The sequence below is a fragment of the Bradyrhizobium cosmicum genome, assembly GCF_007290395.2.
GTDB lineage: Bacteria > Pseudomonadota > Alphaproteobacteria > Rhizobiales > Xanthobacteraceae > Bradyrhizobium > Bradyrhizobium cosmicum.
Window position 1 is genome coordinate 376,521 of sequence record NZ_CP041656.2, and the last position, 25,213, is coordinate 401,733.

The following is a 25,213-nucleotide window of genomic DNA, read 5'->3' on the forward strand; positions in this document are numbered from 1 at the left end:
CAGCACGAAAGCCCGCAGCGAAAATTGATCGGGGTCAAGGTCAGTCAAGCCCGTGTCAGTCGAGCCCTTGCCGCAGGCTCGCCGCCGCCGCGAACGGTCCGATCACGAGGCTGACCAGCGACAGCGCGCACAGGATCGAGAACGGCGCGCCGAACGTCATCGGACCGACGATCACCGCCTGGGAGGCCGCGACCCCGAAAATCAGCACGGGAATCGACAGCGGCAGCACCAGCACCGCCATCAACAGCCCGCCGCGATGCAGCGTCACCGCCAGCGCCGCGCCGATCATGCCGGTAAAGGTCAGCGCCGGAGTGCCGGCCAGCAGCGTCAGCGCCACCGCGCCGGTCGCCACCATGTCGAGGTTGAGGAGGAGGCCCAGCACCGGGGTTGCGACAATCAGCGGCAGGCCCGCCGCCAGCCAATGCGCCAGCGCCTTGCCGGCGCAGGCGAGTTCCAGCGGCGTCCGGCTCATCGTGATCAAGTCGAGCGAGCCGTCCTCATGGTCGGCCATGAACATCCGGTCCAGGGTGAGCAGGCTTGCCAGCAGCGCGCCCAGCCACAGGATCGCCGGCCCCAGCCGCGACAGCAGCGCCAGATCCGGCCCCACCGCGAACGGCATCAGTACCACCACGGTGAGGAAGAACAGCACACCGATCAGCGCCCCGCCGCCGACGCGAAGCGCGATCCGGATGTCCCGGCGGATAAGGGCGGACAGGGCGGTCATGGGGTGGCTCCGTCGCGCCCGGAGGGCGGTGCGCTCCCTCCCCCGCTTGCGGGGGAGGGTTGGGGAGAGGGTGCCTCGACAATGAAGATTCCCCGAGAGGAGAGAACCCTCACCTGGCGCTGTGCGCCGACCTCTCCCGCAAGCGGGAGAGGCGAGGGAGCCCGGAGCGACATCTGTGGCCGCTCGAAAAGCTGAGGGTCGAGGCGAATCACGCCAAACCCCCAATCCGCAGCTCCCGCGAATCGATCCCCAGCGGAGCATGGGTCGCCGCGATGATCATCCCGCCCCTCGCCAGATGCTCGCGCATCAGGCCGCCGAACATGTCCTGCCCGGTCACGTCGAGCGCCGTGGTCGGCTCGTCCAGCAGCCAGACCGGGCGGCGGACCGTCAGCAGCCGGGCCAGCGAGAGCCGGCGGCGCTGGCCGGCGGACAGGAAGCCGGCCGGCAGGTGGGTGGCATGGTCGAGCCCGACGGTGGCGAGGCTTTCGCCGGCATCGCAGCGCTCGCCGCCGAGGAAATCGGCCCAGAATGACAGGTTTTCCGCCACGCTCAGCGCCGGCTTCAGGGCGTCGCGATGGCCGAGATAGTGGCACTGCTCCGGCAGCGTCAGCTCGGCATCGCCCCCCTCCAGCACGATTGTCCCGCCGGCTGGCACGAGCAGGCCCGCGATCAGCCGCAGCAGCGAGGTCTTGCCTGAGCCGTTGCGACCCATCACCGCCACGGCCTCGCCGGACGTGGCCTCGAAATCGAGCCCGGCAAACACCTCGCGGCCGCCCCGCACGCAAACCACCCCGTGTCCGGAAAGCTGCATCCTGCCTTGGTCCGATCCTTGGTCCGATCTGCTCAAAGCAGGCCTCAGGAAATCTTGGGGTAGCGCATGGGAATTTTTGGCTCGCGAATTGCTGCGGTACGATTGTGGCTGTGGCGGCGCGGTTAGAAAGCTTCTATAAGCCCGGAACTACTTGATGCAGCAACTCAACCTGCCCCTGCAAGCGATCCAGCCGGCTTCGCTGACGGTGTTAAAATACCCCTTGCCGGGTATAACTAACAATTGGGATTTCCTACATGACCTCGCTCGACAGCTTCAAATGCAAAAAGACCCTCAAGGTCGGCGCCAAGACCTATGTCTATTACAGCCTGCCCACGGCCGAGAAGAATGGTCTGAAGGGAATCTCGAAACTCCCCTATTCGATGAAGGTGCTGCTCGAAAATCTTCTCCGCAACGAGGACGGCCGCACGGTCAAGAAGGCTGACATCGTCGCGGTCTCGAAATGGCTGCGCAAGAGGTCGCTGGAGCACGAGATCGCGTTCCGCCCGGCGCGCGTGCTGATGCAGGATTTCACCGGCGTTCCCGCGGTGGTCGATCTCGCCGCGATGCGCAACGCGATGCAGAAGCTCGGCGGCGATGCCGAGAAGATCAACCCGCTGGTGCCGGTCGATCTCGTCATCGACCACTCCGTGATCGTGAACTTCTTCGGCGACAACAAGGCCTTCGGCAAGAACGTCACCGAGGAATACAAGCAGAACCAGGAGCGTTACGAGTTCCTGAAGTGGGGCCAGAAGGCGTTCTCGAACTTCTCGGTCGTGCCGCCCGGCACCGGCATCTGCCACCAGGTCAATCTCGAATACCTCTCCCAGACGGTCTGGACCAAGAAGGAGAAGATGACGGTCGGCAAAAAGACCGGCACCTTCGAGGTCGCCTATCCCGACTCGCTGGTCGGCACCGACTCGCACACCACCATGGTCAACGGTCTCGCCGTGCTCGGCTGGGGCGTCGGTGGCATCGAGGCGGAAGCCTGCATGCTCGGCCAGCCGCTGTCGATGCTGCTGCCCACCGTCGTCGGCTTCAAGCTCAAGGGCGCGATGAAGGAAGGCGTCACCGCGACCGACCTCGTGCTCACGGTCACGCAGATGCTGCGCAAGCTCGGCGTCGTCGGCAAGTTCGTCGAGTTCTTCGGCCCCGGCCTCGATCATCTGTCCGTCGCCGACAAGGCCACCATCGCCAACATGGCGCCCGAATATGGCGCGACCTGCGGCTTCTTCCCGGTCGACGCTGCCGCGATCGACTATCTCAAGACCTCCGGCCGGGCGGCGCCGCGCGTCGCGCTGGTGCAGGCCTATGCCAAGGCGCAGGGCCTGTTCCGCACCGCCAAGTCGGCCGATCCGGTGTTCACCGAGATGCTGACGCTCGACCTCGGCGACGTCGTGCCCTCGATGGCCGGTCCGAAGCGCCCCGAAGGCCGCATCGCGCTGCCGTCGGTCGCAGAAGGCTTTTCGCTCGCCCTCAACACCGAATACAAGAAGGCCGAAGAGCCGAACAAGCGCTTTGCCGTCGAAGGCAAGAATTTCGACCTCGGCCATGGCGACGTCGTGATCGCCGCGATCACCTCCTGCACCAACACCTCGAACCCGAGCGTGCTGATCGGCGCCGGCCTCCTGGCCCGGAACGCAGCCGCGAAGGGTCTCAAGGCAAAGCCGTGGGTGAAGACCTCGCTTGCGCCGGGCAGCCAGGTGGTCGCGGCCTATCTCGCCGATTCCGGTCTCCAGAAAGATCTCGACAAGGTCGGCTTCAACCTGGTCGGCTTCGGCTGCACCACCTGCATCGGCAATTCCGGTCCGCTGCCGGAAGAGATCTCGAAGTCGATCAACGACAACGGCATCGTCGCGGCCGCCGTGCTCTCCGGTAACCGCAACTTCGAAGGCCGCGTCTCGCCGGACGTGCAGGCGAACTATCTGGCCTCGCCGCCGCTGGTCGTCGCGCACGCGCTCGCGGGCAGCGTCACCAAGAACCTCGCCGTCGAGCCGCTCGGCGAGGGCAAGGATGGCAAGCCGGTCTACCTGAAGGACATCTGGCCGACGACCAAGGAGATCAACGCCTTCATGAAGAAGTTCGTGACCGCGGCGATCTTCAAGAAGAAGTATGCCGACGTGTTCAAGGGTGACACCAACTGGCGCAAGATCAAGACGGTCGAGAGCGAGACCTATCGCTGGAACATGAGCTCGACCTACGTGCAGAACCCGCCTTATTTCGAGGGCATGAAGAAGGAGCCGGAGCCGGTCACCGACATCGTCGAGGCCCGCATCCTCGCCATGTTCGGCGACAAGATCACCACCGACCACATCTCCCCGGCCGGTTCGATCAAGCTCACCTCGCCCGCGGGCAAATATCTCAGCGAGCACCAGGTGCGTCCCGCCGACTTCAACCAGTACGGCACGCGGCGCGGCAACCACGAAGTCATGATGCGCGGCACCTTCGCCAACATCCGCATCAAGAACTTCATGCTCAAGGGCGCCGACGGCAACATTCCGGAAGGCGGTCTCACCAAGCACTGGCCCGACGGCGAGCAGATGTCGATCTACGACGCCGCGATGAAGTACCAGCAGGAGCAGGTGCCGCTGGTGGTGTTCGCTGGCGCCGAATACGGCAACGGCTCCTCGCGCGACTGGGCCGCGAAGGGCACGCGTCTGCTCGGCGTCCGCGCCGTGATCTGCCAGAGCTTCGAGCGCATCCACCGCTCCAACCTGGTCGGCATGGGCGTGCTGCCGCTGACCTTCGAGGAGGGCACCTCATGGTCGTCGCTCGGCCTGAAGGGCGACGAGAAGGTCACGCTGCGCGGCCTCGTCGGCGATCTGAAGCCCCGTCAGAAGCTGACCGCGGAGATCGTCTCCGGCGACGGTTCGTTGCAGCGCGTTTCGCTGCTCTGCCGCATCGATACGCTGGACGAGCTCGATTACTACCGCAACGGCGGCATTCTGCACTACGTGCTGCGCAAGCTCGCGGCCTAAGCGCGAATTTGTGAACGGTGGCTCACTGCGACGTGAGTAGAAGGTTAAACGAGGGCGGCCTATCACAAGGCCGCCTTCGCGCGTTACGGCGCTTTCGATGGCCCCGCCCGGCGGAAAACCTCGCCCTGGACGGTTTGATGCGCGATGCCGTAAGACTACGGTGACCATCAGGCGATAGGATATTCCGCAACGCGTGCGAGGTGTGACGTTCGACATGACTGCAATGATGGCCTCAAATCTGGTTTCGCGCTGGTCCGGTGCACTCTGGTCCGGAGCACTCGGCATCTGCGCTATCGTCGCCGTCATTCGTCCCGCGCACGCCGATCCTCGTGCCGTTGTCGAATTGTTTACCTCGCAGGGCTGCTCGTCCTGCCCGCCCGCCGACAAGATCATCGGCGACCTCGCCAAAGATCCCTCCGTCATCGCGCTCAGCATGCCGATCGACTATTGGGACTATCTCGGCTGGAAGGACACGCTGGCGGATTCCCGCTTCTCGGCGCGGCAACGCGCCTATTCGCGCATGCGCGGCGACCGCGAGGTCTACACGCCGCAGGTCGTTGTCAACGGCTCCACGCATGTCATCGGCAGCGACCGCGCCGGCATCGAGAATGCGATCGGCAAAACCGACAAGGGCACGGGCGTAATGAGCGTGCCGGTGACGATGTCGCTCTCGGGCAAGCAGATCAACGTCTCTGTGGCCGCGAGCAATGAGCCGGCGGTATCGCATGGCGAAGTCTGGATCTGCTCGATCGCCAGGTCGGTGCCGATCGCGATCAGCCGCGGCGAGAATCGCGGACAGCAGGTCACCTATCACAACGTCGTGCGCAACCTGCTCAAGGTCGGCGACTGGACCGGCCGTTCGGAGAGCTGGACCGTGCCGATCGAGAACCTCACGCGCGACGGCGTCGACGGCGCAGTGGTCTACGTCCAGGACGGCAGCCGCGAGAAGCCGGGCCCGATGCTCGGCGCGGCGTACACGTCGCTGCACTGAGGCGCACGCTTCGAAATCTCGATCTCCGAAGACCACTCTCAACCCTCATGGTGAGGAGCGCGCTCTTGCGCGCGTCTCGAACCATGCAGGCCCCGCTGATGCCTCTCTAGCCTCGATCCTTCGAGACGCCGCTTCGCGGGCCCTCAGGATGAGGGAGAGAGTTTTTGCGCGGATGTTGAGAGAAAGATCCGTCGGGGCCAGCAATATCCCGACACAAACAAAAAAGGACCAACTTGCGTTGGCCCTCCTTGTCGTGCGTACAGACCCGATCCTGTTCGACCCCGGGGGGCTGGGGGCTGAGGAATCCGGAACCGAAAGGACCGGGTCAACGCACACAGGTCTTTTCGCAATGCAGGGCGGCGGGCGCTTGGCGGAAAAGCGGCGATACTATGATTCCTGCTAACGATCCCGTGACGGTTCGTCGCGACAGAGTTCCACTCTTGCGTGTGCTGTGATTCGCACGCGATTCAATGAGTTGAGTGAGGAGCCTCTTGCGGCCGGGAACAGTTGGCGCGATCATGCAACTGTCATGATCCGCGGTTCCGGGGACGGTCTTCGCGGACGCGATCATGCTGAGGCGACAGGAGGCGTTCCATGAGTCTGTCGGAGGATGCCGATCCGAGCGAGCAGCGCGCGGCGGCGCGCCCCGCCGCTGCGAACACGCAGCCGACCCGGGTGACCTTCAACCGGCTCGAGCTGCACCGCATTCTCAATCTCTACGGCCGCATGGTCGCCGACGGCGAGTGGCGCGACTACGCCATCGACTTCCTGAGGGATCGCGCCGTGTTCTCGGTCTACCGACGTGCCTCGGAAGTGCCGATCTATCGCATCGAGAAGGATCCGCGGCTCGCGCGCAAGCAGGGCATGTACAGCGTGATCTCGGCGACCGGCCTGATCCTGCGCCGCGGCCACGAGCTCGAGCGGGTGCTGCTGGTGATCGACCGGAAGCTGGCAGTGGTGTGACGAGTTCGGCTACGTCCCCGGCACCGTCTTCGCGCCCTCGCCGAGGGCGCGCTGCATCATCACCGTGTCCAGCCAGCGGCCGAATTTCAGCCCGACACTGGGATGCGTGCCGATCATCTTGAAGCCGCCTTTGGTGTGCACGCCGATCGAGCCGGCATTGGCGGAATCGCCGATCACCGCGATCATCTGGCGGAAGCCGCGCGCCTCGCATTCGGTGATCAGCCGCTCCAGCAGGAGCCCCCCAATGCCGCGGCGATGGAAGCCGGGGTCGAGATAGATCGAGTTCTCGACCGTGAAGCGATAGGCCGGCCGCGGCCGGTAGGCGCCGGCGTAGGCGTAGCCGGCGAGGCGGCCGTCGAGGATGGCGACGAAATAGGGGTAGCCACCGTCGATCAGCGCGCCATAGCGCCGCGTCATCTCGGCGAGGTCAGGAGGCTCCAGCTCGAACGTCGCGGTGCCCTCACGGACAGCCTGCTGGTAGATGGCGGTGATGGCGGGGAGGTCGGCCTCGAGCGTGGGCCTGATTTCGGGTGCGGACATGGGGCAAGATTAGAGCCTTCCCGCGACGGCTGGAAGAGGCCACTGGCGTCTCCACAGCGTCATTGCGAGCGTAGCGAAGCAATCCAGAAATGCATCCGCGGAGGGACTCTGGATTGCTTCGCTGCGCTCGCAATGACGTGGGTGAAGCGCCGCCCCAAACAAAAACCCCGGCCTCTCGGCCGGGGTTCGTGTCCGTTCTCTCAGGCTGGCGCTTAGTCGCGCTGGCCGAGGAGCTGCAGCAGCAGCGTGAACAGGTTGATGAAGTTCAGGTACAGCGACAGTGCGCCGGTGATGGCCGCACGCTCTGCGATGTCGCCGCCGGCCGAAGCGTAGCCGTAGATGTAGTCGTTCTTCAGCCGCTGGGTATCCCAGGCGGTGAGACCCGCGAACACCAGCACGCCGACCACCGAGACGATGAACTGCAGCATCGTGCTCGCCAGGAACAGGTTGACCAGGCTCGCGAGGATGATGCCGATCAGGCCCATGAACAGGAACGAGCCCATCCCGGTGAGGTCACGCTTGGTGGTGTAGCCATAGAGGCTGAGCGCGCCGAAGGTCGCCGCCGTGATGAAGAACACCCGAACGATCGAGGTGTGCGTGAACACCAGGAAGATCGAGGACAGCGAGATGCCCATCAGCGCCGCGAACACCCAGAACAGGATCTGGGCGGTCGACGGGGCCAGGCGGTTGATGCCAGCCGAGATCACGAACACCATGGCGAGCGGCGCGAGCATGAACAGCCACTTCAGGGGGCTGACGAACATCGCGTAGCCGAACGGCGTCAGGAACAGCTTGCCGACGCGGACGGCTTCCGGGGTCGGAACGTCGGTCACGGCGGCCATGTAGACACCGAGCGCGGCCAGGCCGGTGATGGCCAGGCCAATGCTCATGTAATTGTAGATGCGCAGCATGTAGGCGCGCAGGCCGGCATCGACCGTCGCGGCGTCAACACGCCCGGCGGCCCTGCCGAAAGGAGAAGCGTAGTTACGGTCTAGGTCCGACATGGTCGAATTCCCATTGGTTGGTCCGGTCCGGCACGAGGGTCGCCATGCCGCCGGTTCGTCAAATTCTATCTCGGATACCGCTGTGGGCCGTCATTAAATTTGGCTCACAATCGGGGCTCCGAACCCATCCGATATGTGGGAAACTAACACATCCGCTGCAACGGTCCACGCGCGGCTGAATGTCGCCCCCTCCTGCAATCTCGACGAGCGGACGTGGTTAATCGCAGGATTCGTGCGATTTCGCTCCCACAAGGCCAGCCGCTACCATTTGTCACAAATTGCGCAACACCGTGGCGGGCTTTTTGTTCAACGCCAGGAGCGTGCCGGCGAGCCCGAGCCCGACCGTGACGATGAGGGCGGCCGCGACCACGCCGGCCGCGCTGCCGGCCTGCCAGACGAACGTCAGCGTCATCAGCCGCGTCACGATCATCCAGGCCGCGACGCTGCCGGCGATCACGCCGAACACCGCGGTCGCGAGCCCGATCAGGAGATATTCGAGGGCGTAGGCGCCGAGCAGGCGCAGCCGGGTCGCGCCCAGGGTCTTCAGGATCACCGCATCATAGACCCGGTGGCGATGGCCGGCGGCGAGCGCCCCGCCCAGCACCAGGATCGCCGAGATCAGGGTCACGGCGCTGGCGCCGCGGATCGCGAGCGCCAGGTTGGTCACGACCGCGCCGACCGTCTCCATCACCTCGCGCACGCGCACGCTCGTCACCATCGGATAGGCGTCGGCGACCTGCTTGATGATCTTGCCGTCGCCCGCGGCATTGCCGCCGGCTTCCGTCAGGGTCGCGATATGGGTGTGCGGCGCGCCCTTGAAGGCGTTCGGCGAGAATACCAGCACGAAATTGATGCCGAGCCCCTGCCAGTCGATGGTGCGCAGATTGCCGATTCTGGCGGGAATGTCGCGGCCGAGCACGTTGACAACGACCTCGTCGCCGAGCTTCAGGCCGAGGCCGTCGGCGATCTTCTTCTCCATCGAGACCAGCGGCGGGCCGGAATAGTCGGCGCGCCACCATTCGCCCTCGACCACCTTGGAGCCCTTCGGCAGCTCGGCGGTATAGGTCAGGCCGCGGTCGCTCTGCAGCACCCACTCCGAATCGGTGGTCGGCTTGAGCTCTTCGGCGCGCAACCCTCGCGCGCCGACGATGCGCCCGCGCAGCATCGGGACGTCCTCGACCTTTGCGCCCGGCGCGATCCGGCGCAGATAGCCGTCGAACTCGGCGGCCTGCGTGCTCGGGATGTCGATGAAGAAGAACGACGGCGCCTGGTCGGGCAGGGCCGCGAGGAACTGCCGGCGCAGATTGCCGTCGATCTGGGTGATGGTGACGAGCACGGCGAGCCCGAGCCCCAGCGACAGCACGACGGAGGGCGTCAGCGCGCCTGGCCGGTGGATGTTGGCGATCGCAAGCCGCAGCATGGGCAGCCGCGTCCGCGGCAGCCGCCGCGCGATCGTCATCAGCAGTGCGGCGATGCCGCGGAGCAAAGCGAACACGACGACGGAGGAGGCCACGAACACCGCGGCGATGCGCTTGTCGAACGACAGGCCGATCACGACCGCGATCAGCAGCGCGACCACGACGGCCATGAAGACGAGGTAGCTCCAGCGCGGCCGGTGCCAATCCGAACTGATGGTGTCGCGGAACAGCGCGGCCACCGGCACGTCGTGCACCCGTCCGAGCGGCCACAGGCCGAAGGCCAGCGCGGTCAGGATGCCATAGACGAAGGACAGCGCAAGCTCGTCGGCATGCACCGCCGCCACCACCGGCAGCGGCAGCAGTTTCCCGAACAATCCGACGATGGCGAAGGGCATGGCGGCGCCGAGCACCAATCCTATCACGGAGCCGATCGCAGCGAGCAGGATCACCTGCGCCAGATAGATGCCGAACACGTCGCGGCCGGTGGCGCCGACCGCCTTGAAGGCCGCGATCACCTCGAGCTTGCGGTCGATATGGCTCTTCACGGCGTTGGCGACGCCGACCCCACCGACCAGCAGCGCAGCGAGGCCAACCAGGGTCAGGAATTGCGTGAAGCGGCTGATGTTGCGCTCGAGCTGCGGCGAGGCATTGGAGCGGCTGCGGATTTCCCAGCCGGCCTGCGGCGCGGCGTTGCGCGCATCCGCGATGAAAGCGTCGGTGGCGCGCTCGCTGTTGGCGGTATCAGGCAGTTTCACCCGGTAGACCCAGCGCACCAGGCTGCCGGGCTGGATCAGGCCGGTGGCGCGCAGGCCCGCCTCGCTGATCAGGAAGCGCGGTCCGAAACCGATGCCGCCGGCGAGCTTGTCCGGCTCGGCCTCGACCGCGCTGCGGATCTGGAACGTCGCCGAGCCAATGGTGACGCGGTCGCCGGTCTTGAGAGAGAGACGGGCGAGAAGCGTCGGATCGGCGGCCGCCCCGAACGCGCCGTCGCGCTCCGCAAGGATGTCGGACATCGGTAGCGGCGGCGCCAGCGTCAACTGGCCGAGCATCGGATAGGTATCGTCGACCGCCTTCATCTCGACCAGCGCCAGCTGGCCGTCGGCCGCGCGCGCCATGCCGCGCAAGGTGGCGGCGGCGGAGACGGCGCCGCGCGAGCGCAGGAAGGCGACCTCCTCGGGCTTGGCCTCGCGCTGGAACAGCACGAAGGAAACGTCGCCGCCGAGCAGCGTGCGGCCTTCGCGGGCGAGACCATCGCTGAGGCTTGCCGACACCGAGCCGACGCCGGCGATCGCCATCACGCCGAGCGCGATGCAGGCGATGAAGACATAGAAGCCGCGCAGGCCGCCGCGCAATTCGCGCAACGCGTAACGCAGCGACAGCGCGACGGCGCTCGGCCGGGCGAAAGGTTCGGCAGCAGCGCTCATGCCGGTGCAGACTGCGTGTCGATGCGCCCGGAGCGCAGCCGGATCACGCGATCGCAGCGATGCGCGAGTGAGGAATCGTGCGTGACCAGCACCAGCGTCATGCCGCGCTCGGCATGCTTGCCGAACAGCAGGTCGACGATCTGTTTTCCCGTGGTCTCGTCGAGATTGCCGGTCGGCTCGTCGGCGACGAGGATGGCGGGATCGGGCGCCAGCGCGCGCGCGAGCGCGACGCGCTGCTGCTCGCCGCCGGAGAGTTGCGTCGGATAATGATGCAGGCGGTCGCCGAGTCCGACTGATTGCAGCTCCTGCGCCGCGCGCTTGGCGGCATCGGGATTGCCGGCAAGCTCGAGCGGCACGGCGACGTTCTCCAGCGCCGTCATGGTCGGGATCAGATGGAAGGACTGGAAGACGATGCCGACCTGGCGGCCGCGGAAGCGGGCGAGCGCGTCCTCGTCGAGGGCATTGAAAGGCGTGCCATTGACCACCACCTCTCCGCTATCAGGACGCTCCAGCCCCGCCATCACCATCAGCAGCGTGGATTTGCCCGAGCCTGACGGGCCGATCAGGCCGATCGTCTCGCCCGAGCCGACGCGCAAGCTGATATCCTTGAGGATGTGAACGCGTGCCGCCCCCGTTCCCAATGAGAGATTGACGTTGGAGATGGCGATGGTGTCCGGCGTGGTGCCGGCGAGCGAAGAGGATTCGATGCGAGTGTCCATGGTCCGGTCATATGGCAACTCCGCTAGCGCGGTCGAGAGGCGTTACGGATTCTTCATGCACATAGCCGTGTTGATGCTCGCTTTGATGACAATTGCGACGACAGCGTCGGCACAGGCACAGCCGGCCGCCAAACCGCTCAAGCTGGTGGTCCTCGGCGATTCCTTGAGTGCCGGCCTCGGCCTCCCGGCCCAGGAAGCATTCCCCGCGAAGCTCCAAAAAGCCTTGCAGGCCAAAGGCATAGCCGTCGATATGACGAATGCCGGGGTGTCTGGCGATACGTCCTCCGGCGGCCGCGACCGGCTCGACTGGTCGGTGCCTGACGGAACTGACGGCGTGATCATCGAGCTCGGTGCCAACGACGCGCTGCGCGGCATCGATCCCGATTTGACGCGTGCCGCGCTGACCGACATCGTCACGCGTCTCAAGGCGCGCAGGATTGCGGTGATGCTGTGCGGCATGCTGGCGCCGCCGAATTACGGCGCCGAATACGCGGCGCGCTTCAATTCGATTTATCCTGATTTGGCGAAAAAATTCGACGTGCCGCTCTATCCGTTCTTCCTCGACGGTGTCGCCGCCGACGCCAAGCTCAACCAGGCCGACGGCATCCATCCGACCGCGGCAGGCGTCGACATCATCGTTGGCAACATCATGCCCACGGCCGAGGCATTTTTGCGCACCATAAGCGAGCAACGGAGTTGAAAAGCAGGCAGCGCTAACCCTAACGCCAAAAGTAGGCCAGGGGTTATCCCGTGAGTTCACGGGTCATGCTTCGCAGAGTCACACAAACGCGATAGGAATCAGGGTACCGGTGATTCGTCGCCGGCTCTAAAATTTGGATATGATCCTTCCCAGGGATCATGCCCAAGCATCGGGAGTACGAAACGATGCCGCGTTTGTTCACAGGTCTGGAAATTCCGGCCGAGGTCGGCCAGACGCTTTCCAATTTGCGGGGCGGCCTTCCCGGCGCCCGCTGGATCGATCCCGAAAATTATCACGTCACCCTGCGCTTCATCGGCGATATCGACGGCATGTCCGCCAACGAGATCGCCTCGATGTTGTTTCGCGTCAACCGCAAGCCGTTCGAGGTGAAGGTGCAGGGCCTGACGAGCTTCGGCGGTCGCAAGCCGCGCGCGGTGGTCGCCACCATCGCGCCGAGCAAGCCGCTGATCGAATTGCAGGCCGAGCTCGAACGCATGATGCAGCGGATCGGACTTGATCCGGAGGGGCGCAAGTTCATCCCGCATGTCACGCTGGCCCGGTTGCACGACGCCACCGACCGTGACGTCGCCGACTATCTCTCGCTGCGCGGCTACTTCCCGAGCAAGGCATTCACGGCCGAGCGCTTCGTGCTGTTCTCGTCGCGCGCCTCGACCGGCGGCGGCCCGTATGTCGTCGAGGATGCCTACGAGCTGTGTGAGTAGCACTGCTCTCGTGCCCCGGACGCAGTGCGCCACGAAGTGGTGCACTGCTGAGCCGGGGCCCATCGCTCCACGGCAATGAACGAAACAGTGGTCCCGGCTCTGCGCAGCAGCGTTGCACGCTGCAGCGCGTCCGGGACACGGAACGCATACCCCGCCCACCAATTCACGGCTTGCAATTTCCGCCGGTCTCTGGCGGTAAAGGGCCATGCTCTCCACCCCCAGTTCCACATTCCGCGAGGCATACCAGGCCCAGATCGCCTCCGGGGCGATCGAGCCCGATGCCGCACAGGCCGAGGTCGCCGAGGCCTATACGGCGCTCGACCAGCGGCTCGCGGACTACAAGCCGCAGCGCAAGCAGGGCCTGCTCGCGCGCCTGTTCAGTAGCGACAAGGATGAGGCGCCGCGCGGGCTCTACATCCATGGCGAGGTCGGCCGCGGCAAGACCATGCTGATGGACCTGTTCTTCCAGCACTCCACTGTCGAGCACAAGCGCCGCGCGCATTTCCACGAATTCATGGCCGATGTGCACGAGCGCATCTACGACTATCGCCAGAGCATCGCGCGCGGCGAGATCGCCGATGGCGACGTCATCGCACTGACCGCGAACGCGATCTTCGAGGAGAGCTGGCTGCTCTGCTTCGACGAATTCCACGTCACCGATATCGCCGACGCGATGATCCTCGGTCGCCTGTTCGCTAAATTGTTCGAGCTCGGCACCGTGGTGGTCGCGACCTCCAACGTCGCGCCGGACGATCTCTACAAGGGCGGCTTGAACCGTTCGCTGTTCCTGCCCTTCATCAAGCAGATCACCGACCACATGGACGTGGCGCGGCTCGATGCGCGCACCGACTTCCGGCTGGAGAAGCTTCAGGGCGTGCCGATGTGGCTGACGCCGGCCGACGGCGACGCGGACGCCGCGCTCGACCGCGCCTGGTCGAGGATGTCGGGCGGCGCCAAATGCAAGTCGCGCGATATTCTGATCAAGGGCCGCATCCTGCACGTGCCGTGCTCAGCCCATGGCGTGGCGCGCTTCTCGTTCGCCGATCTCTGCGAGAAGCCGCTCGGCGCATCCGATTACCTCAGGCTGGCGCACGACTATCACACCATCCTGGTCGACCATATTCCAGTGATGGACGCCTCCCAGCGCAATTCCGCCAAGCGCTTCATCACGCTGATCGACGCGCTCTATGACAATGCCGTGAAGCTGATGGCCTCGGCCGATGCCAACCCGATCTCGCTGTACCTCGCCCACGAGGGCAACGAGGCCAACGAGTTCAAGCGGACGGCCTCGCGCCTGATCGAAATGAGCTCGGAATCCTATCTGGCGCTGCCTCACGGTCGCAAGGATTCCACCGCCAGCGGCTCGACCAAGGGTCTCGTAGAGACTTAAGTCCTATTTCACCATTTTCTCCGGTGTCATTCCGGGGCGCGACGAAGTCGCGAGCCCGGAATCCATCGCGCCGCTAACTCTGCCGCCCGATGGATTCCGGACCTGCGCCTGTCGGCGCATCCCGGAATGACGGCCGGGGTGTGCTGGCTCCCATCTCGGCAAGCCCGACAATTGGGCATCCGGCGACTTGAACGGGGAAAGCGAAAGGGATAACCACCCACTCAGTTTTCCCTCCTGGATGTCTAGAGGACAGGTTCACATGGCGCGCGACAAGATTGCTTTGATTGGCTCCGGTCAGATCGGCGGAACGTTGGCTCATCTCATCGGCCTGAAGGAATTGGGCGACGTGGTGATGTTCGACATCGCCGAGGGCGTGCCGCAGGGCAAGGCGCTCGACATCGCGCAGTCCTCCCCGGTGGACGGCTTCGACGCCCACTACACCGGTGCGAACTCCTACGAAGCGCTCGACAACGCCAAGGTCTGCATCGTCACCGCCGGCGTGCCGCGCAAGCCCGGCATGAGCCGCGACGACCTCCTCTCCATCAACCTCAAGGTCATGGAGCAGGTCGGCGCCGGCATCAAGAAGTACGCGCCCGACGCCTTCGTCATCTGCATCACCAACCCGCTCGACGCGATGGTCTGGGCGCTGCAGAAGGCCTCGGGCCTGCCGCACAAGAAGGTCGTCGGCATGGCCGGCGTGCTGGATTCGGCGCGCTTCCGCTACTTCCTGGCCGACGAGTTCAACGTCTCGGTCGAAGACGTCACCGCCTTCGTGCTCGGCGGCCACGGCGACACCATGGTGCCGCTGGTGAAGTATTCCACCGTCGCCGGCATCCCGCTGCCCGACCTCGTCAAGATGGGCTGGACCTCGCAGGCGCGCCTCGACGAGATCGTCGACCGCACCCGCAACGGCGGCGCCGAGATCGTCAACCTGCTCAAGACCGGCTCGGCCTTCTACGCGCCGGCAGCCTCCGCGATCGCGATGGCGGAGAGCTATCTGCGTGATAAGAAGCGCGTGCTGCCCAGCGCCGCCTACCTCAACGGCGAATACGGCGTGAAGGACATGTATGTCGGCGTGCCCGTCGTGATCGGCTCCAAGGGCGTCGAGCGCGTCGTCGAGATCGAGCTCTCCGGCAAGGACCGCGAGGCCTTCGACAAGTCGGTCGGCGCGGTGCAGGGCCTGGTAGACGCCTGCAGGAAGATCGCCCCCGATCTTCTCGGCCGCTAAGGCGCAAACAATCCCGCCGAAGATCGAAAACCGGTCTTCGGCGGTTTCATTTCCGGGGGCCGTGTCGGGCGGGTTCCGGTCGAAAGTCCAGAGATCTCGATGTCAGAGAATCCGGGTTGCAGTTCCTGTGGTATATGGTATGCCAGCCACAAGACTGAGGTGGGCCTCCGAGGTCACCGCCCGCGGGTTCAGGGAGCGACCATATGAATATCCATGAATATCAGGCCAAAGCGCTGCTCAACGAGTTCGGCGTGGCGATCTCCAAGGGCGTTCCGGTCCTGAAGGCGGCTGACGCAGAAGCCGCCGCCAAGGCGCTCCCGGGTCCGGTCTGGGTGGTCAAGAGCCAGATCCACGCCGGTGGCCGGGGCAAGGGCAAGTTCAAGGAAGCCTCCGCCGGCGACAAGGGCGGCGTCCGCATCGCCAAGTCGGCCGCCGAGGTCACCGAATTCGCCAAGCAGATGCTCGGCGCGACGCTGGTGACGATCCAGACCGGCCCCGCCGGCAAGCAGGTCAACCGCCTCTACATCGAGGACGGCTCCGACATCGACAAGGAGTTCTATCTCTCGATCCTGGTCGATCGCGAGACCTCGCGTGTTTCGTTCGTGGTGTCGACCGAAGGCGGCGTCAACATCGAGGACGTCGCGCACAACAGCCCTGAGAAGATCGTCACCTTCTCGATCGATCCCGCGACCGGCATCATGGGCCATCACGGCCGCACCGTCGCCAACGCGCTGAAGCTCACGGGCGACCTCGCCAAGCAGGCCGAGAAGCTCACCGCGCAGCTCTACGCGGCCTTCGTTGCCAAGGACATGGCGATGCTGGAGATCAACCCGCTGGTCGTGACCAAGCAGGGCCAGCTCCGCGTGCTCGACGCCAAGGTGTCGTTCGACGACAATTCGCTGTTCCGTCATCCCGAGGTGCTCGCGCTGCGCGACGAGACCGAGGAAGACGCCAAGGAAATCGAGGCGTCGAAGCACGACCTCAACTACGTCACGCTCGACGGCAATATCGGCTGCATGGTCAATGGCGCCGGTCTCGCCATGGCGACGATGGACATCATCAAGCTGTACGGCATGGCGCCGGCGAACTTCCTCGACGTCGGCGGCAGCGCCAGCAAGGAGAAGGTCGCGGCCGCGTTCAAGATCATCACCGCCGATCCCAACGTGAAGGGCATCCTGGTCAACATCTTCGGTGGTATCATGAAGTGCGACGTGATCGCCGAGGGCGTCACCGCCGCGGTGCGCGAGGTCGGCCTCAGCGTGCCACTGGTCGTCCGCCTCGAAGGCACCAATGTCGAGCTCGGCAAGAAGATCATCAATGAATCCGGCCTGAACGTGGTGCCGGCCGACAATCTCGATGACGCCGCGCAGAAGATCGTGAAGGCCGTCAAGGGAGGCTGAGGCCATGACCCAGGACCATCTCGCCGCATCGTCCCCGCTTGCAGAGCACGCGCGTCTCGCCGCGTTCGCTGGCGAATGGGATGGTGAAGAGGTGGTCTTCCCCTCGCGCTGGACGGAGGGCGGCCCCGCCACCTCTCACGTCCACGCGCGCATGGACCTCAACGGATTCTATCTGATCCAGGATGCAATCCAGATGCGCGGTGGCAAGCAGAGCTTCGCCACCCATGGCCTCTTCACCTACGATCGCGACGACCGGACCTACAAATTGTTCTGGTACGATTCGCTCGGCTACACGCCGCCATCGCCCGCCTCCGGCGGGTGGGTCGGCAAGACCCTGACGCTGGTGCGCGGCTCGCTGCGCGGCAATGCGCGCCACGTCTACGAAATCATCGACGACAATTCCTATTCGTTGAAGATCCAGTTCTCGCCGGACGCGGAAGGCTGGGCCGACGTGCTCACCGGCGTCTACCGCCGCATCCACTGACCTCTCACTCGTTAGTTTCGCGAAAGCAGACCTCATGTCCATCCTGATCGACAAGAACACCAAGGTCATCTGCCAGGGCTTCACCGGCAAGAACGGCACCTTCCACTCGGAGGCCGCGATTGCCTACGGCACCAAGATGGTCGGCGGCACCTCGCCGGGCAAAGGCGGCTCGACGCATCTGAACCTGCCAGTGTTCGACACCGTTCGCGAGGCGCGCGAGAAGACCGGCGCTGACGCGTCGGTGATCTACGTGCCGCCGCCGGGCGCGGCGGATGCGATCTGCGAGGCGATCGACGCCGAGATCCCGCTGATCGTCTGCATCACCGAAGGCATTCCGGTGCTCGACATGGTGCGCGTCAAGCGCTCGCTGTCCGGCTCCAAATCCCGCCTGATCGGGCCGAACTGCCCGGGCGTCATGACCGCCGGCGAGTGCAAGATCGGCATCATGCCCGCCAACATCTTCAAGACCGGCTCCGTCGGCATCGTCTCCCGCTCGGGTACGCTGACCTACGAAGCCGTGTTCCAGACCTCCCAGGAGGGCCTCGGCCAGACCACCGCGGTCGGCATCGGCGGCGACCCGGTCAAGGGAACCGAGTTCATCGACGTGCTGGAGATGCTGCTCGGCGACCCCAAGACCGAAGCGATCATCATGATCGGCGAGATCGGCGGTTCCGCCGAGGAAGACGCCGCCCAGTTCCTCAAGGACGAGGCCAAGCGCGGCCGCAAGAAGCCGATGGTCGGTTTCATCGCCGGCGTGACCGCACCTCCCGGCCGCCGCATGGGTCATGCCGGCGCGATCATTTCGGGCGGCAAGGGCGACGCCGGTTCCAAGACCGACGCTATGAAATCGGCAGGGATTACAGTGTCGCCGTCTCCCGCTCGCCTCGGCCACACGCTTGCCGAAAAGTTGAAAGGCTAATTCACTTCTTCGTACTTTTCCGGGCGAAGTTTCGCAGCAAATAGGGTAAAGGGTGCCTGTCGCGTCGGGTCCTGTCGGGGGAGCTCGGCGCCAGCGCCGTTTGTTATGCGCGAACCGAAATCGCCAGGAACTCAAGTATGTCTCGCCAGGACGCGAACGCAGCCTTTGCCTTGTCATCATTTTTGCAGGGCACCAACGCTACCTACATCGACGAAATCTACGCCCGCTACGAGAAGGATCCGTCCTCGGTGGATGCCGAGTGGCAGGAGTTCTTCAAGAGCCTGAAGGACCAGCCGGACGACGTCCGCAAGAACGCCCAGGGCCCGTCCTGGGAGCGTGACAACTGGCCGCCGACCCCGCAGGACGACCTGACCTCCGCCCTCGACGGCAATTGGGCCGAAGTCGAGAAGAAGGTCGGCGCCAAGATCGCCGCCAAGGCCCAGGCAGCCAACAAGGGCGCTGATTTCTCCTCCGCCGACATGCTGCAGGCCACGCGCGACTCCGTCCGCGCGTTGATGCTGATCCGCGCCTACCGCATGCGTGGCCACTTCCATGCCAAGCTCGATCCGCTCGGCATCGAAGCTCCGCGCAATCGCGAGGAGCTCGACCCGCGCACCTACGGCTTCAGCGAAGCCGATTTCGACCGCAAGATCTTCCTCGATCACGTGCTCGGTCTCGAATACGCGAACTTGCGCGAAATCACCGCGATCTGCGAGCGGACCTACTGCCAGACGCTCGGCGTCGAGTTCATGCATATCAGCAATGCCGCGCAGAAGGCGTGGATCCAGGAGCGCATCGAGGGGCCGGACAAGGAAATCTCGTTCACCCGCGAAGGCCGCCGCGCGATCCTGATGAAGCTGGTCGAAGCCGAAGGCTTCGAGAAGTTCTGCGACACCAAGTTCACCGGCACCAAGCGCTTCGGCCTCGACGGCGGTGAAGCGCTGATCCCCGCGCTCGAGCAGATCATCAAGCGCGGCGGTAATCTCGGCGTGAAGGAAGTCGTGCTCGGTATGCCGCATCGCGGCCGCCTCAACGTGCTGACGCAGGTGATGGGCAAGGCCCATCGCGCGCTGTTCCACGAATTCAAGGGTGGCTCGGCCAATCCCGACGCGGTCGAAGGGTCGGGCGACGTCAAGTACCATCTCGGCGCGTCCTCGGACCGCGAGTTCGACGGCAACCGCATCCATCTGTCGCTCACCGCCAACCCCTCGCATCTTGAGATCGTCGATCCCGTGGTGCTCGGAAAAGTCCGCGCCAAGCAGGATCAGCATGGCGATCCGCCGGACCAGCGCATCTCGGTGATGCCGCTGCTGATGCATGGCGACGCCGCGTTCGCCGGCCAGGGCGTGGTCGCGGAATGCTTCGGCCTGTCGGACCTGAAGGGCTACCGCACCGGCGGCTCCGTGCATTTCATCGTCAACAACCAGATCGGCTTCACCACCTATCCGCGCTACTCGCGCTCCTCGCCCTATCCGTCGGATGTGGCGAAGATGATCGACGCGCCGATCTTCCACGTCAACGGCGACGATCCGGAAGCCGTCGTGTTCGCGGCCAAGGTCGCGACCGAGTTCCGGCAGAAATTCCACAAGCCCGTCGTCATCGACATGTTCTGCTACCGCAGGCATGGCCATAACGAAGGCGACGAGCCGGCTTTCACCCAGCCGGTGATGTACAAGAAGATCGCGGCCCATCCGTCCACGCTCGAGCTCTATTCCCGCCGCCTCGTCAGCGAAGGCGTGATGACCCAGGGCGAGGTCGACAAGGCCAAGGCCGACTGGCGCGCACGGCTCGATGCCGAGTTTGAAGCCGGCACCTCCTACAAGCCGAACAAGGCCGACTGGCTCGATGGCAAGTGGGCCGGCTTCAAGATCGCAGACCAGGAAGAGGACGCGCGCCGCGGCGTCACCGGCGTCGACCTGCCGGTCCTGAAGGACATCGGCCGCAAGATCACCAAGGTGCCGGACGGCTTCCGCGTCCACCGCACCATCCAGCGCTTCCTCGAAAACCGCTCCAAGGCGATCGACGGCGGCACGGGTATCGACTGGGCGACCGGCGAGGCGCTGGCGTTCTGCACGCTGCTCAACGAGAACCATCACGTCCGCCTGTCGGGCCAGGATTCGGAGCGCGGCACCTTCTCGCAGCGCCACTCGGTCCTGATCGACCAGGAAGACGAGAGCCGCTACACGCCGTTCAACCATCTCGGCAACGAGCAGGGCCATTACGAGGTCATCAACTCGCTGCTGTCGGAAGAGGCCGTGCTCGGCTTCGAATACGGCTACTCGCTCGCCGAGCCGAACACGCTGACGCTGTGGGAAGCCCAGTTCGGCGACTTCGCCAACGGCGCGCAGGTCGTGTTCGACCAGTTCATCTCCTCGGGCGAGCGCAAATGGCTGCGCATGTCCGGTCTCGTCTGCCTCTTGCCGCACGGCTATGAGGGCCAGGGACCGGAGCACTCCTCGGCACGTCTCGAGCGCTATCTGCAGATGTGCGCCGAAGACAACATGCAGGTGGTCTACCCCACCACGCCGGCGAATTACTTCCACGTGCTGCGCCGCCAGCTGCATCGCGAGATCCGCAAGCCGTTGATCGTGATGACGCCGAAGTCGCTGCTGCGTCACAAGCGGGCGGTCTCGCGGCTCGAGGAGCTCGCCAAGGGCACGACGTTCCATCGCATCCTGTATGATGACGCCCAGATGCTTCCGAGCGAGGCGGTCAAGCTCGTCCCCGACGAGAAGATCCGCCGCATCGTGTTGTGCTCCGGCAAGGTCTATTACGACCTCTACGAGGAGCGCGAGAAGCGCGGCATCGACGACATCTACCTGATGCGCGTCGAGCAGCTCTATCCGGTGCCGCTGAAGGCGCTGGTGGCCGAGCTGTCCCGCTTCAAGAAGGCGGAAGTGATCTGGTGCCAGGAAGAGCCGCGCAACATGGGTGCGTGGCACTTCATCGAGCCGTATCTGGAATGGGTGCTGAACCAGGTGAACGGCGTCAGCCGGCGTCCGCGTTATGTCGGTCGCGCCGCTTCCGCCGCGACCGCCACTGGTCTGATGTCCAAGCATCAGGCGCAGTTGAAGGCGTTCCTGGACGAAGCACTGAGCTAAAATTTTTGAACTGCGTCATGCCCCGCCTTGTGCGCAATCGCGCATCGGAGCGGGGCATCCAGTACGCCGCGACGTCCGCGCAGAGTACGACGTCCGGTTTGCTGGATGGCCTGCTTTTCGTCGGCCGATGACACCTGAAATTCACGACCGCATTGGCGATCTCCTTAAGGAAAAGACCATGACTGAAATTCGTGTGCCGACGCTCGGCGAATCCGTCACCGAGGCCACCATCGGCCGCTGGTTCAAGAAGGCCGGCGATGCCGTCGCCGTCGACGAGCCCTTGGTGGAGCTCGAGACCGACAAGGTCACCATCGAAGTCCCGGCGCCCTCCGCCGGCACGCTGAGCGAGATCATCGCTGCCGATGGCACGACAGTCGCGGTGGGCGCGCTGCTCGGCCAGATCACCGACGGCGTCGGCGCTGCGAAGCCTGCCGCGGCGCCCGCCAAGCCCGCCGCTGCTGCTCCCGCCGCCGCGGCTGCTGCAGCTCCCGCGCCTGCCCCGGCCGCGAAGGCGCCGCCGGCCGACGCGCCGCTCGCCCCGTCCGTTCGCAAGCTCTCCGCCGAGACCGGCGTCGATGCTTCGACCGTTCCGGGCTCCGGCAAGGACGGCCGCGTCACCAAGGGCGACATGTTAGCTGCGATCGAGCGCGCGGCCTCCGCGCCGACCCCGGTCAACCAGCCCGCCGCCGCCGTGCAGGTGCGCAGCGCCTCGCCGGCCGATGACGCCGCTCGCGAAGAGCGGGTCAAGATGACCCGCCTGCGCCAGACCATCGCGCGCCGCCTCAAGGACGTCCAGAACACGGCCGCGATGCTGACGACCTTCAACGAGGTCGACATGACCAACGTCATGGCGCTGCGCGCGCACTACAAGGATGCGTTCGAGAAGAAGCACGGCAGCAAGCTCGGCTTCATGGGCTTCTTCACCAAGGCCGTCGTGCAGGCGCTGAAGGACATCCCGGCCGTCAACGCCGAGATCGACGGCACCGATTTGATCTACAAGAACTACTACCACATCGGCGTCGCCGTTGGCACCGACAAGGGCCTCGTCGTCCCGGTCGTGCGCGACTGCGACAATAAGTCGATCGCCGACATCGAGAAGGGCATCGCCGATTTCGGCCGCCGCGCCCGTGACGGCCAGCTCAAGATCGACGAGATGCAGGGCGGCACCTTCACCATCACCAATGGCGGCATCTACGGCTCGCTGATGTCGACCCCGATCCTGAACGCACCGCAGTCCGGCATCCTCGGCATGCACAAGATCCAGGAGCGGCCGATGGTGATCGGCGGCAAGGTCGAGGTCCGCCCGATGATGTATCTGGCGCTGTCCTACGATCACCGCGTCATCGACGGCAAGGAAGCCGTCACCTTCCTGGTGCGCGTCAAGGAAAGCCTGGAAGATCCGGCGCGCCTGGTGCTCGATCTCTGATCCCTAGTGCTCTGCGAGCGCCGTCGCCCTTTGGCGCGACGGCGCGTGTCGAACCATGGAGGCGCGCGTGACGGATAAAGTCGTTGTCATCACCGGCGGCAGCCGCGGCATCGGTCGTGCGACCGCGATTGCGGCGGCCGCGCGCGGCTATCGCGTCGTGGTCGGCTATGCCAGCAACAAGAAGGCCGCCGACGAGGTCGTCGGCCTGATCGAGGCCAGCAACGGCAAGGCCATCGCGGTAAAATGCGATGTCGCCGAGGAACGCGACATCGTCGAGCTGTTCAAGCAAGCCGACAAGTTCGGCACGCTCGGCGCGCTGGTCAACAATGGCGGCATTGTCGGTACGAGCGGCGTGCGCGTTGACGAGATGTCAGCCGAGCGCATCCAGCGCGTCATGGCCGTCAACGTCACCGGCTCCATCCTCTGCGCGCGCGAGGCCGTGAAGCGGATGTCGACCAGGCATGGCGGCAAGGGTGGCGTCATCGTCAACCTGTCGTCGGTCGCGGCCAAGCTCGGCGCGCCCAACACCTATGTCGACTATGCCGCGTCCAAGGGCGCGATCGATTCCTTCACCACCGGCCTCGGCTATGAGGTCGCAAACGAAGGCATTCGCGTTGCGGGCATTCGCCCCGGCCTGATCGATACCGAAATTCACGCCTCGGGCGGCGAGCCCGACCGGCACCACCGTCTGGCCCATATGGTGCCGATGAAACGCGTCGGCACCGCCGACGAGATTGCCAACGCCATCATCTGGCTGATGTCGGACGAGGCGTCCTACATCACCGCTGCCACGCTCGATGTGTCCGGCGGACGCTGACGCGCCGCGCGGACGCTGACACGTCCTCTCACGCAAAACCTACGGGACTTTCTCTCATGGCATCCTACGATCTCGTCGTCATCGGCACCGGACCTGGCGGTTATGTCTGCGCGGTGCGCGCGGCCCAGCTCGGCATGAAAGTCGCCGTGGTGGAGAAGAACGCCACGCTCGGCGGCACCTGCCTCAATGTCGGTTGCATGCCGTCGAAGGCGCTGCTGCATGCGTCCGAGATGTTCGAGGAAGCCGGGCACTCCTTCGCCAAGATGGGCGTCAGCGTCTCCGCGCCGAAGCTCGAATTGCCGGCGATGATGAACTTCAAGCAGCAGGGCATCGACGGCAACGTCAAGGGCGTCGAGTTCCTGATGAAGAAGAACAAGATCGACGTGCTCAAGGGCACCGGCAAGATCCTGGGCACCGGCAAGGTCGAGATCTCCGCCGACGGCAAGTCGCAGACGATCGAAACGAAGAACATCGTGATCGCCACCGGCTCGGACATCGCGCGCCTCAAGGGCATCGAGATCGACGAGAAGCGCATCGTGTCGTCGACCGGCGCTCTGTCGCTCGACAAGGTCCCCGGCAAGCTCCTGATCGTCGGCGCGGGCGTGATCGGCCTCGAGCTTGGCTCGGTCTGGAAGCGACTCGGCGCCGAAGTCGTCGTCGTCGAATTCCTCGACCGCATCCTGCCCGGCATGGACGGCGAGATCGCCAAGCAATTCCAGCGCATCCTGGAAAAGCAGGGCTTTGCGTTCAAGCTGGGGGCCAAGGTCACCGCCGTCGATACCTCGGGCAAGACGCTGAAGGCGACGATCGAGCCTGCTTCCGGCGGTGCCGCCGAGACGCTGGAGGCCGACGTCGTGCTCGTCGCGATCGGCCGCGTGCCCTACACCGATGGCCTCGGCCTGAAGGAAGCGGGTGTCGCGCTCGATCCCCGCGGCCGCGTGCAGATCGATCCGCACTTCGCCACCAGCGTGAAGGGCGTCTATGCCATCGGCGACGTCGTCGCGGGCCCGATGCTTGCGCACAAGGCCGAGGATGAAGGCGTTGCGGTTGCGGAGATCATCGCAGGCCAGGCCGGCCACGTGAACTACGATGTTATCCCAGGCGTCGTGTATACCACGCCGGAAGTGTCGTCCGTCGGCAAGACCGAGGAGGAACTGAAGCAGGCCGGTGTGGCTTATACGGTCGGAAAGTTTCCCTTTACCGCCAACGGCCGCTCCAAGGTCAACCAGACCACCGACGGCTTTGTGAAGATTCTCGCAGATGCGAAGACCGATCGCGTGCTCGGCGTGCACATTATCGGCCGCGAAGCTGGTGAAATGATCCATGAAGCGTGCGTTCTCATGGAATTTGGCGGCAGTGCGGAGGATCTCGCACGGACCTGCCACGCGCATCCGACCCGCTCGGAGGCCGTCAAGGAAGCCGCGCTTGCAGTCGGCAAGCGGGCCATCCATATGTAG

The 25,213-nt window shown here is 65.0% G+C and carries 20 protein-coding genes; 14 read left to right on the plus strand and 6 right to left on the minus strand.

The features are described from left to right. Positions 1-55: 55 nt before the first annotated feature. Both ccmB and ccmA read right to left on the minus strand, forming a co-directional pair. Positions 56-724 (minus strand): heme exporter protein CcmB, encoded by a 669-nt coding sequence (gene ccmB / locus FNV92_RS01815; protein WP_014439007.1) that lies wholly within the window; start codon positions 722-724, stop codon positions 56-58. Between the two features lie 208 nt (positions 725-932). After that, the gene (gene ccmA / locus FNV92_RS01820; RefSeq protein ID WP_143842472.1) at positions 933-1,535 is read right to left on the minus strand and encodes a heme ABC exporter ATP-binding protein CcmA; all 603 of its coding nucleotides are present in this window, start codon (positions 1,533-1,535) and stop codon (positions 933-935) included. Between the two features lie 254 nt (positions 1,536-1,789). Here ccmA and acnA point away from each other — a divergent pair, with 254 nt between their 5' ends. The 3 genes from acnA to FNV92_RS01835 all read left to right on the plus strand — a co-directional run bounded on the left by acnA (position 1,790) and on the right by FNV92_RS01835 (position 6,464). Then, positions 1,790-4,510 carry an aconitate hydratase AcnA gene (gene acnA, locus FNV92_RS01825; protein ID WP_143842471.1) on the plus strand — a complete coding sequence of 907 codons (2,721 nt, stop codon included), beginning with the start codon at positions 1,790-1,792 and terminating at the stop codon, positions 4,508-4,510. Between the two features lie 214 nt (positions 4,511-4,724). Further along, positions 4,725-5,501 carry a DUF1223 domain-containing protein gene (locus FNV92_RS01830; protein WP_143842470.1) on the plus strand — a complete coding sequence of 259 codons (777 nt, stop codon included), beginning with the start codon at positions 4,725-4,727 and terminating at the stop codon, positions 5,499-5,501. 594 nt (positions 5,502-6,095) lie between these two features. Further along, positions 6,096-6,464, plus strand: coding sequence for a DUF2794 domain-containing protein (locus FNV92_RS01835; protein WP_014439011.1), 369 nt, complete (start codon positions 6,096-6,098; stop codon positions 6,462-6,464). Between the two features lie 9 nt (positions 6,465-6,473). On the opposite strand, the gene FNV92_RS01840 is transcribed toward FNV92_RS01835, so the two are convergent. From FNV92_RS01840 to FNV92_RS01855, 4 genes are all read right to left on the minus strand, one after another. Continuing rightward, entirely contained in the window at positions 6,474-7,004 is a 531-nt protein-coding gene (locus FNV92_RS01840; protein WP_143842469.1) for a GNAT family N-acetyltransferase, read from the minus strand. 212 nt (positions 7,005-7,216) lie between these two features. Further along, positions 7,217-8,008, minus strand: a complete 792-nt coding sequence (locus tag FNV92_RS01845) for a Bax inhibitor-1/YccA family protein (RefSeq protein WP_014439013.1) — start codon at positions 8,006-8,008, stop codon at positions 7,217-7,219. Positions 8,009-8,279: 271 nt separating this feature from the next. After that, positions 8,280-10,850 carry an ABC transporter permease gene (locus tag FNV92_RS01850; protein ID WP_143842468.1) on the minus strand — a complete coding sequence of 857 codons (2,571 nt, stop codon included), beginning with the start codon at positions 10,848-10,850 and terminating at the stop codon, positions 8,280-8,282. Continuing rightward, complete coding sequence (locus FNV92_RS01855) at positions 10,847-11,569, minus strand: ABC transporter ATP-binding protein (RefSeq protein WP_143842467.1); 723 nt, start codon at positions 11,567-11,569, stop codon at positions 10,847-10,849. The genes FNV92_RS01850 and FNV92_RS01855 overlap by 4 nt, the downstream gene beginning before the upstream one ends. 55 nt (positions 11,570-11,624) lie before the next feature. Here FNV92_RS01855 and FNV92_RS01860 point away from each other — a divergent pair, with 55 nt between their 5' ends. The 11 genes from FNV92_RS01860 to lpdA all read left to right on the plus strand — a co-directional run bounded on the left by FNV92_RS01860 (position 11,625) and on the right by lpdA (position 25,213). Further along, entirely contained in the window at positions 11,625-12,269 is a 645-nt protein-coding gene (locus FNV92_RS01860; RefSeq protein ID WP_168213775.1) for an arylesterase, read from the plus strand. Positions 12,270-12,454: 185 nt separating this feature from the next. Beyond that, on the plus strand, positions 12,455-12,991 hold the full coding sequence (gene thpR, locus FNV92_RS01865) for an RNA 2',3'-cyclic phosphodiesterase (protein WP_143842465.1): 537 nt from the start codon (positions 12,455-12,457) through the stop codon (positions 12,989-12,991). Between the two features lie 205 nt (positions 12,992-13,196). After that, a complete protein-coding gene (gene zapE / locus FNV92_RS01870; protein ID WP_014439019.1) occupies positions 13,197-14,381 on the plus strand; it encodes a cell division protein ZapE in 1,185 nt (394 codons plus the stop codon). A 259-nt stretch (positions 14,382-14,640) separates the two neighbouring features. Continuing rightward, a complete protein-coding gene (mdh, locus tag FNV92_RS01875) occupies positions 14,641-15,609 on the plus strand; it encodes a malate dehydrogenase (protein WP_014439020.1) in 969 nt (322 codons plus the stop codon). Positions 15,610-15,812: 203 nt separating this feature from the next. Then, positions 15,813-17,009: an ADP-forming succinate--CoA ligase subunit beta gene (gene sucC, locus FNV92_RS01880; protein WP_014439021.1), complete on the plus strand. Its 1,197-nt coding sequence runs from the start codon at positions 15,813-15,815 to the stop codon at positions 17,007-17,009. Between the two features lie 4 nt (positions 17,010-17,013). Further along, complete coding sequence (locus FNV92_RS01885; protein WP_014439022.1) at positions 17,014-17,493, plus strand: DUF1579 family protein; 480 nt, start codon at positions 17,014-17,016, stop codon at positions 17,491-17,493. 34 nt (positions 17,494-17,527) lie between these two features. Continuing rightward, the gene (gene sucD, locus FNV92_RS01890) at positions 17,528-18,412 is read left to right on the plus strand and encodes a succinate--CoA ligase subunit alpha (RefSeq protein WP_143842464.1); all 885 of its coding nucleotides are present in this window, start codon (positions 17,528-17,530) and stop codon (positions 18,410-18,412) included. A 137-nt stretch (positions 18,413-18,549) separates the two neighbouring features. Continuing rightward, entirely contained in the window at positions 18,550-21,513 is a 2,964-nt protein-coding gene (locus FNV92_RS01895; protein WP_143842463.1) for a 2-oxoglutarate dehydrogenase E1 component, read from the plus strand. Positions 21,514-21,691: 178 nt separating this feature from the next. Next, entirely contained in the window at positions 21,692-22,939 is a 1,248-nt protein-coding gene (odhB, locus tag FNV92_RS01900; RefSeq protein WP_143842462.1) for a 2-oxoglutarate dehydrogenase complex dihydrolipoyllysine-residue succinyltransferase, read from the plus strand. Positions 22,940-22,994: 55 nt separating this feature from the next. Beyond that, on the plus strand, positions 22,995-23,756 hold the full coding sequence (locus tag FNV92_RS01905) for an SDR family oxidoreductase (protein WP_143842461.1): 762 nt from the start codon (positions 22,995-22,997) through the stop codon (positions 23,754-23,756). Between the two features lie 56 nt (positions 23,757-23,812). Next, complete coding sequence (lpdA, locus tag FNV92_RS01910) at positions 23,813-25,213, plus strand: dihydrolipoyl dehydrogenase (protein ID WP_143842460.1); 1,401 nt, start codon at positions 23,813-23,815, stop codon at positions 25,211-25,213.

Bases quoted from the DNA above. Each gene is read 5' to 3' on its own strand.
- ccmB (WP_014439007.1), bottom strand. From the start codon at position 724: ATGACCGCCCTGTCCGCCCTTATCCGCCGGGACATCCGGATCGCGCTT.
- ccmA (WP_143842472.1), bottom strand. From the start codon at position 1,535: ATGCAGCTTTCCGGACACGGGGTGGTTTGCGTGCGGGGCGGCCGCGAG.
- acnA (WP_143842471.1), top strand. From the start codon at position 1,790: ATGACCTCGCTCGACAGCTTCAAATGCAAAAAGACCCTCAAGGTCGGC.
- FNV92_RS01830 (WP_143842470.1), top strand. From the start codon at position 4,725: ATGACTGCAATGATGGCCTCAAATCTGGTTTCGCGCTGGTCCGGTGCA.
- FNV92_RS01835 (WP_014439011.1), top strand. From the start codon at position 6,096: ATGAGTCTGTCGGAGGATGCCGATCCGAGCGAGCAGCGCGCGGCGGCG.
- FNV92_RS01840 (WP_143842469.1), bottom strand. From the start codon at position 7,004: ATGTCCGCACCCGAAATCAGGCCCACGCTCGAGGCCGACCTCCCCGCC.
- FNV92_RS01845 (WP_014439013.1), bottom strand. From the start codon at position 8,008: ATGTCGGACCTAGACCGTAACTACGCTTCTCCTTTCGGCAGGGCCGCC.
- FNV92_RS01850 (WP_143842468.1), bottom strand. From the start codon at position 10,850: ATGAGCGCTGCTGCCGAACCTTTCGCCCGGCCGAGCGCCGTCGCGCTG.
- FNV92_RS01855 (WP_143842467.1), bottom strand. From the start codon at position 11,569: ATGGACACTCGCATCGAATCCTCTTCGCTCGCCGGCACCACGCCGGAC.
- FNV92_RS01860 (WP_168213775.1), top strand. From the start codon at position 11,625: ATGCACATAGCCGTGTTGATGCTCGCTTTGATGACAATTGCGACGACA.
- thpR (WP_143842465.1), top strand. From the start codon at position 12,455: ATGCCGCGTTTGTTCACAGGTCTGGAAATTCCGGCCGAGGTCGGCCAG.
- zapE (WP_014439019.1), top strand. From the start codon at position 13,197: ATGCTCTCCACCCCCAGTTCCACATTCCGCGAGGCATACCAGGCCCAG.
- mdh (WP_014439020.1), top strand. From the start codon at position 14,641: ATGGCGCGCGACAAGATTGCTTTGATTGGCTCCGGTCAGATCGGCGGA.
- sucC (WP_014439021.1), top strand. From the start codon at position 15,813: ATGAATATCCATGAATATCAGGCCAAAGCGCTGCTCAACGAGTTCGGC.
- FNV92_RS01885 (WP_014439022.1), top strand. From the start codon at position 17,014: ATGACCCAGGACCATCTCGCCGCATCGTCCCCGCTTGCAGAGCACGCG.
- sucD (WP_143842464.1), top strand. From the start codon at position 17,528: ATGTCCATCCTGATCGACAAGAACACCAAGGTCATCTGCCAGGGCTTC.
- FNV92_RS01895 (WP_143842463.1), top strand. From the start codon at position 18,550: ATGTCTCGCCAGGACGCGAACGCAGCCTTTGCCTTGTCATCATTTTTG.
- odhB (WP_143842462.1), top strand. From the start codon at position 21,692: ATGACTGAAATTCGTGTGCCGACGCTCGGCGAATCCGTCACCGAGGCC.
- FNV92_RS01905 (WP_143842461.1), top strand. From the start codon at position 22,995: ATGGAGGCGCGCGTGACGGATAAAGTCGTTGTCATCACCGGCGGCAGC.
- lpdA (WP_143842460.1), top strand. From the start codon at position 23,813: ATGGCATCCTACGATCTCGTCGTCATCGGCACCGGACCTGGCGGTTAT.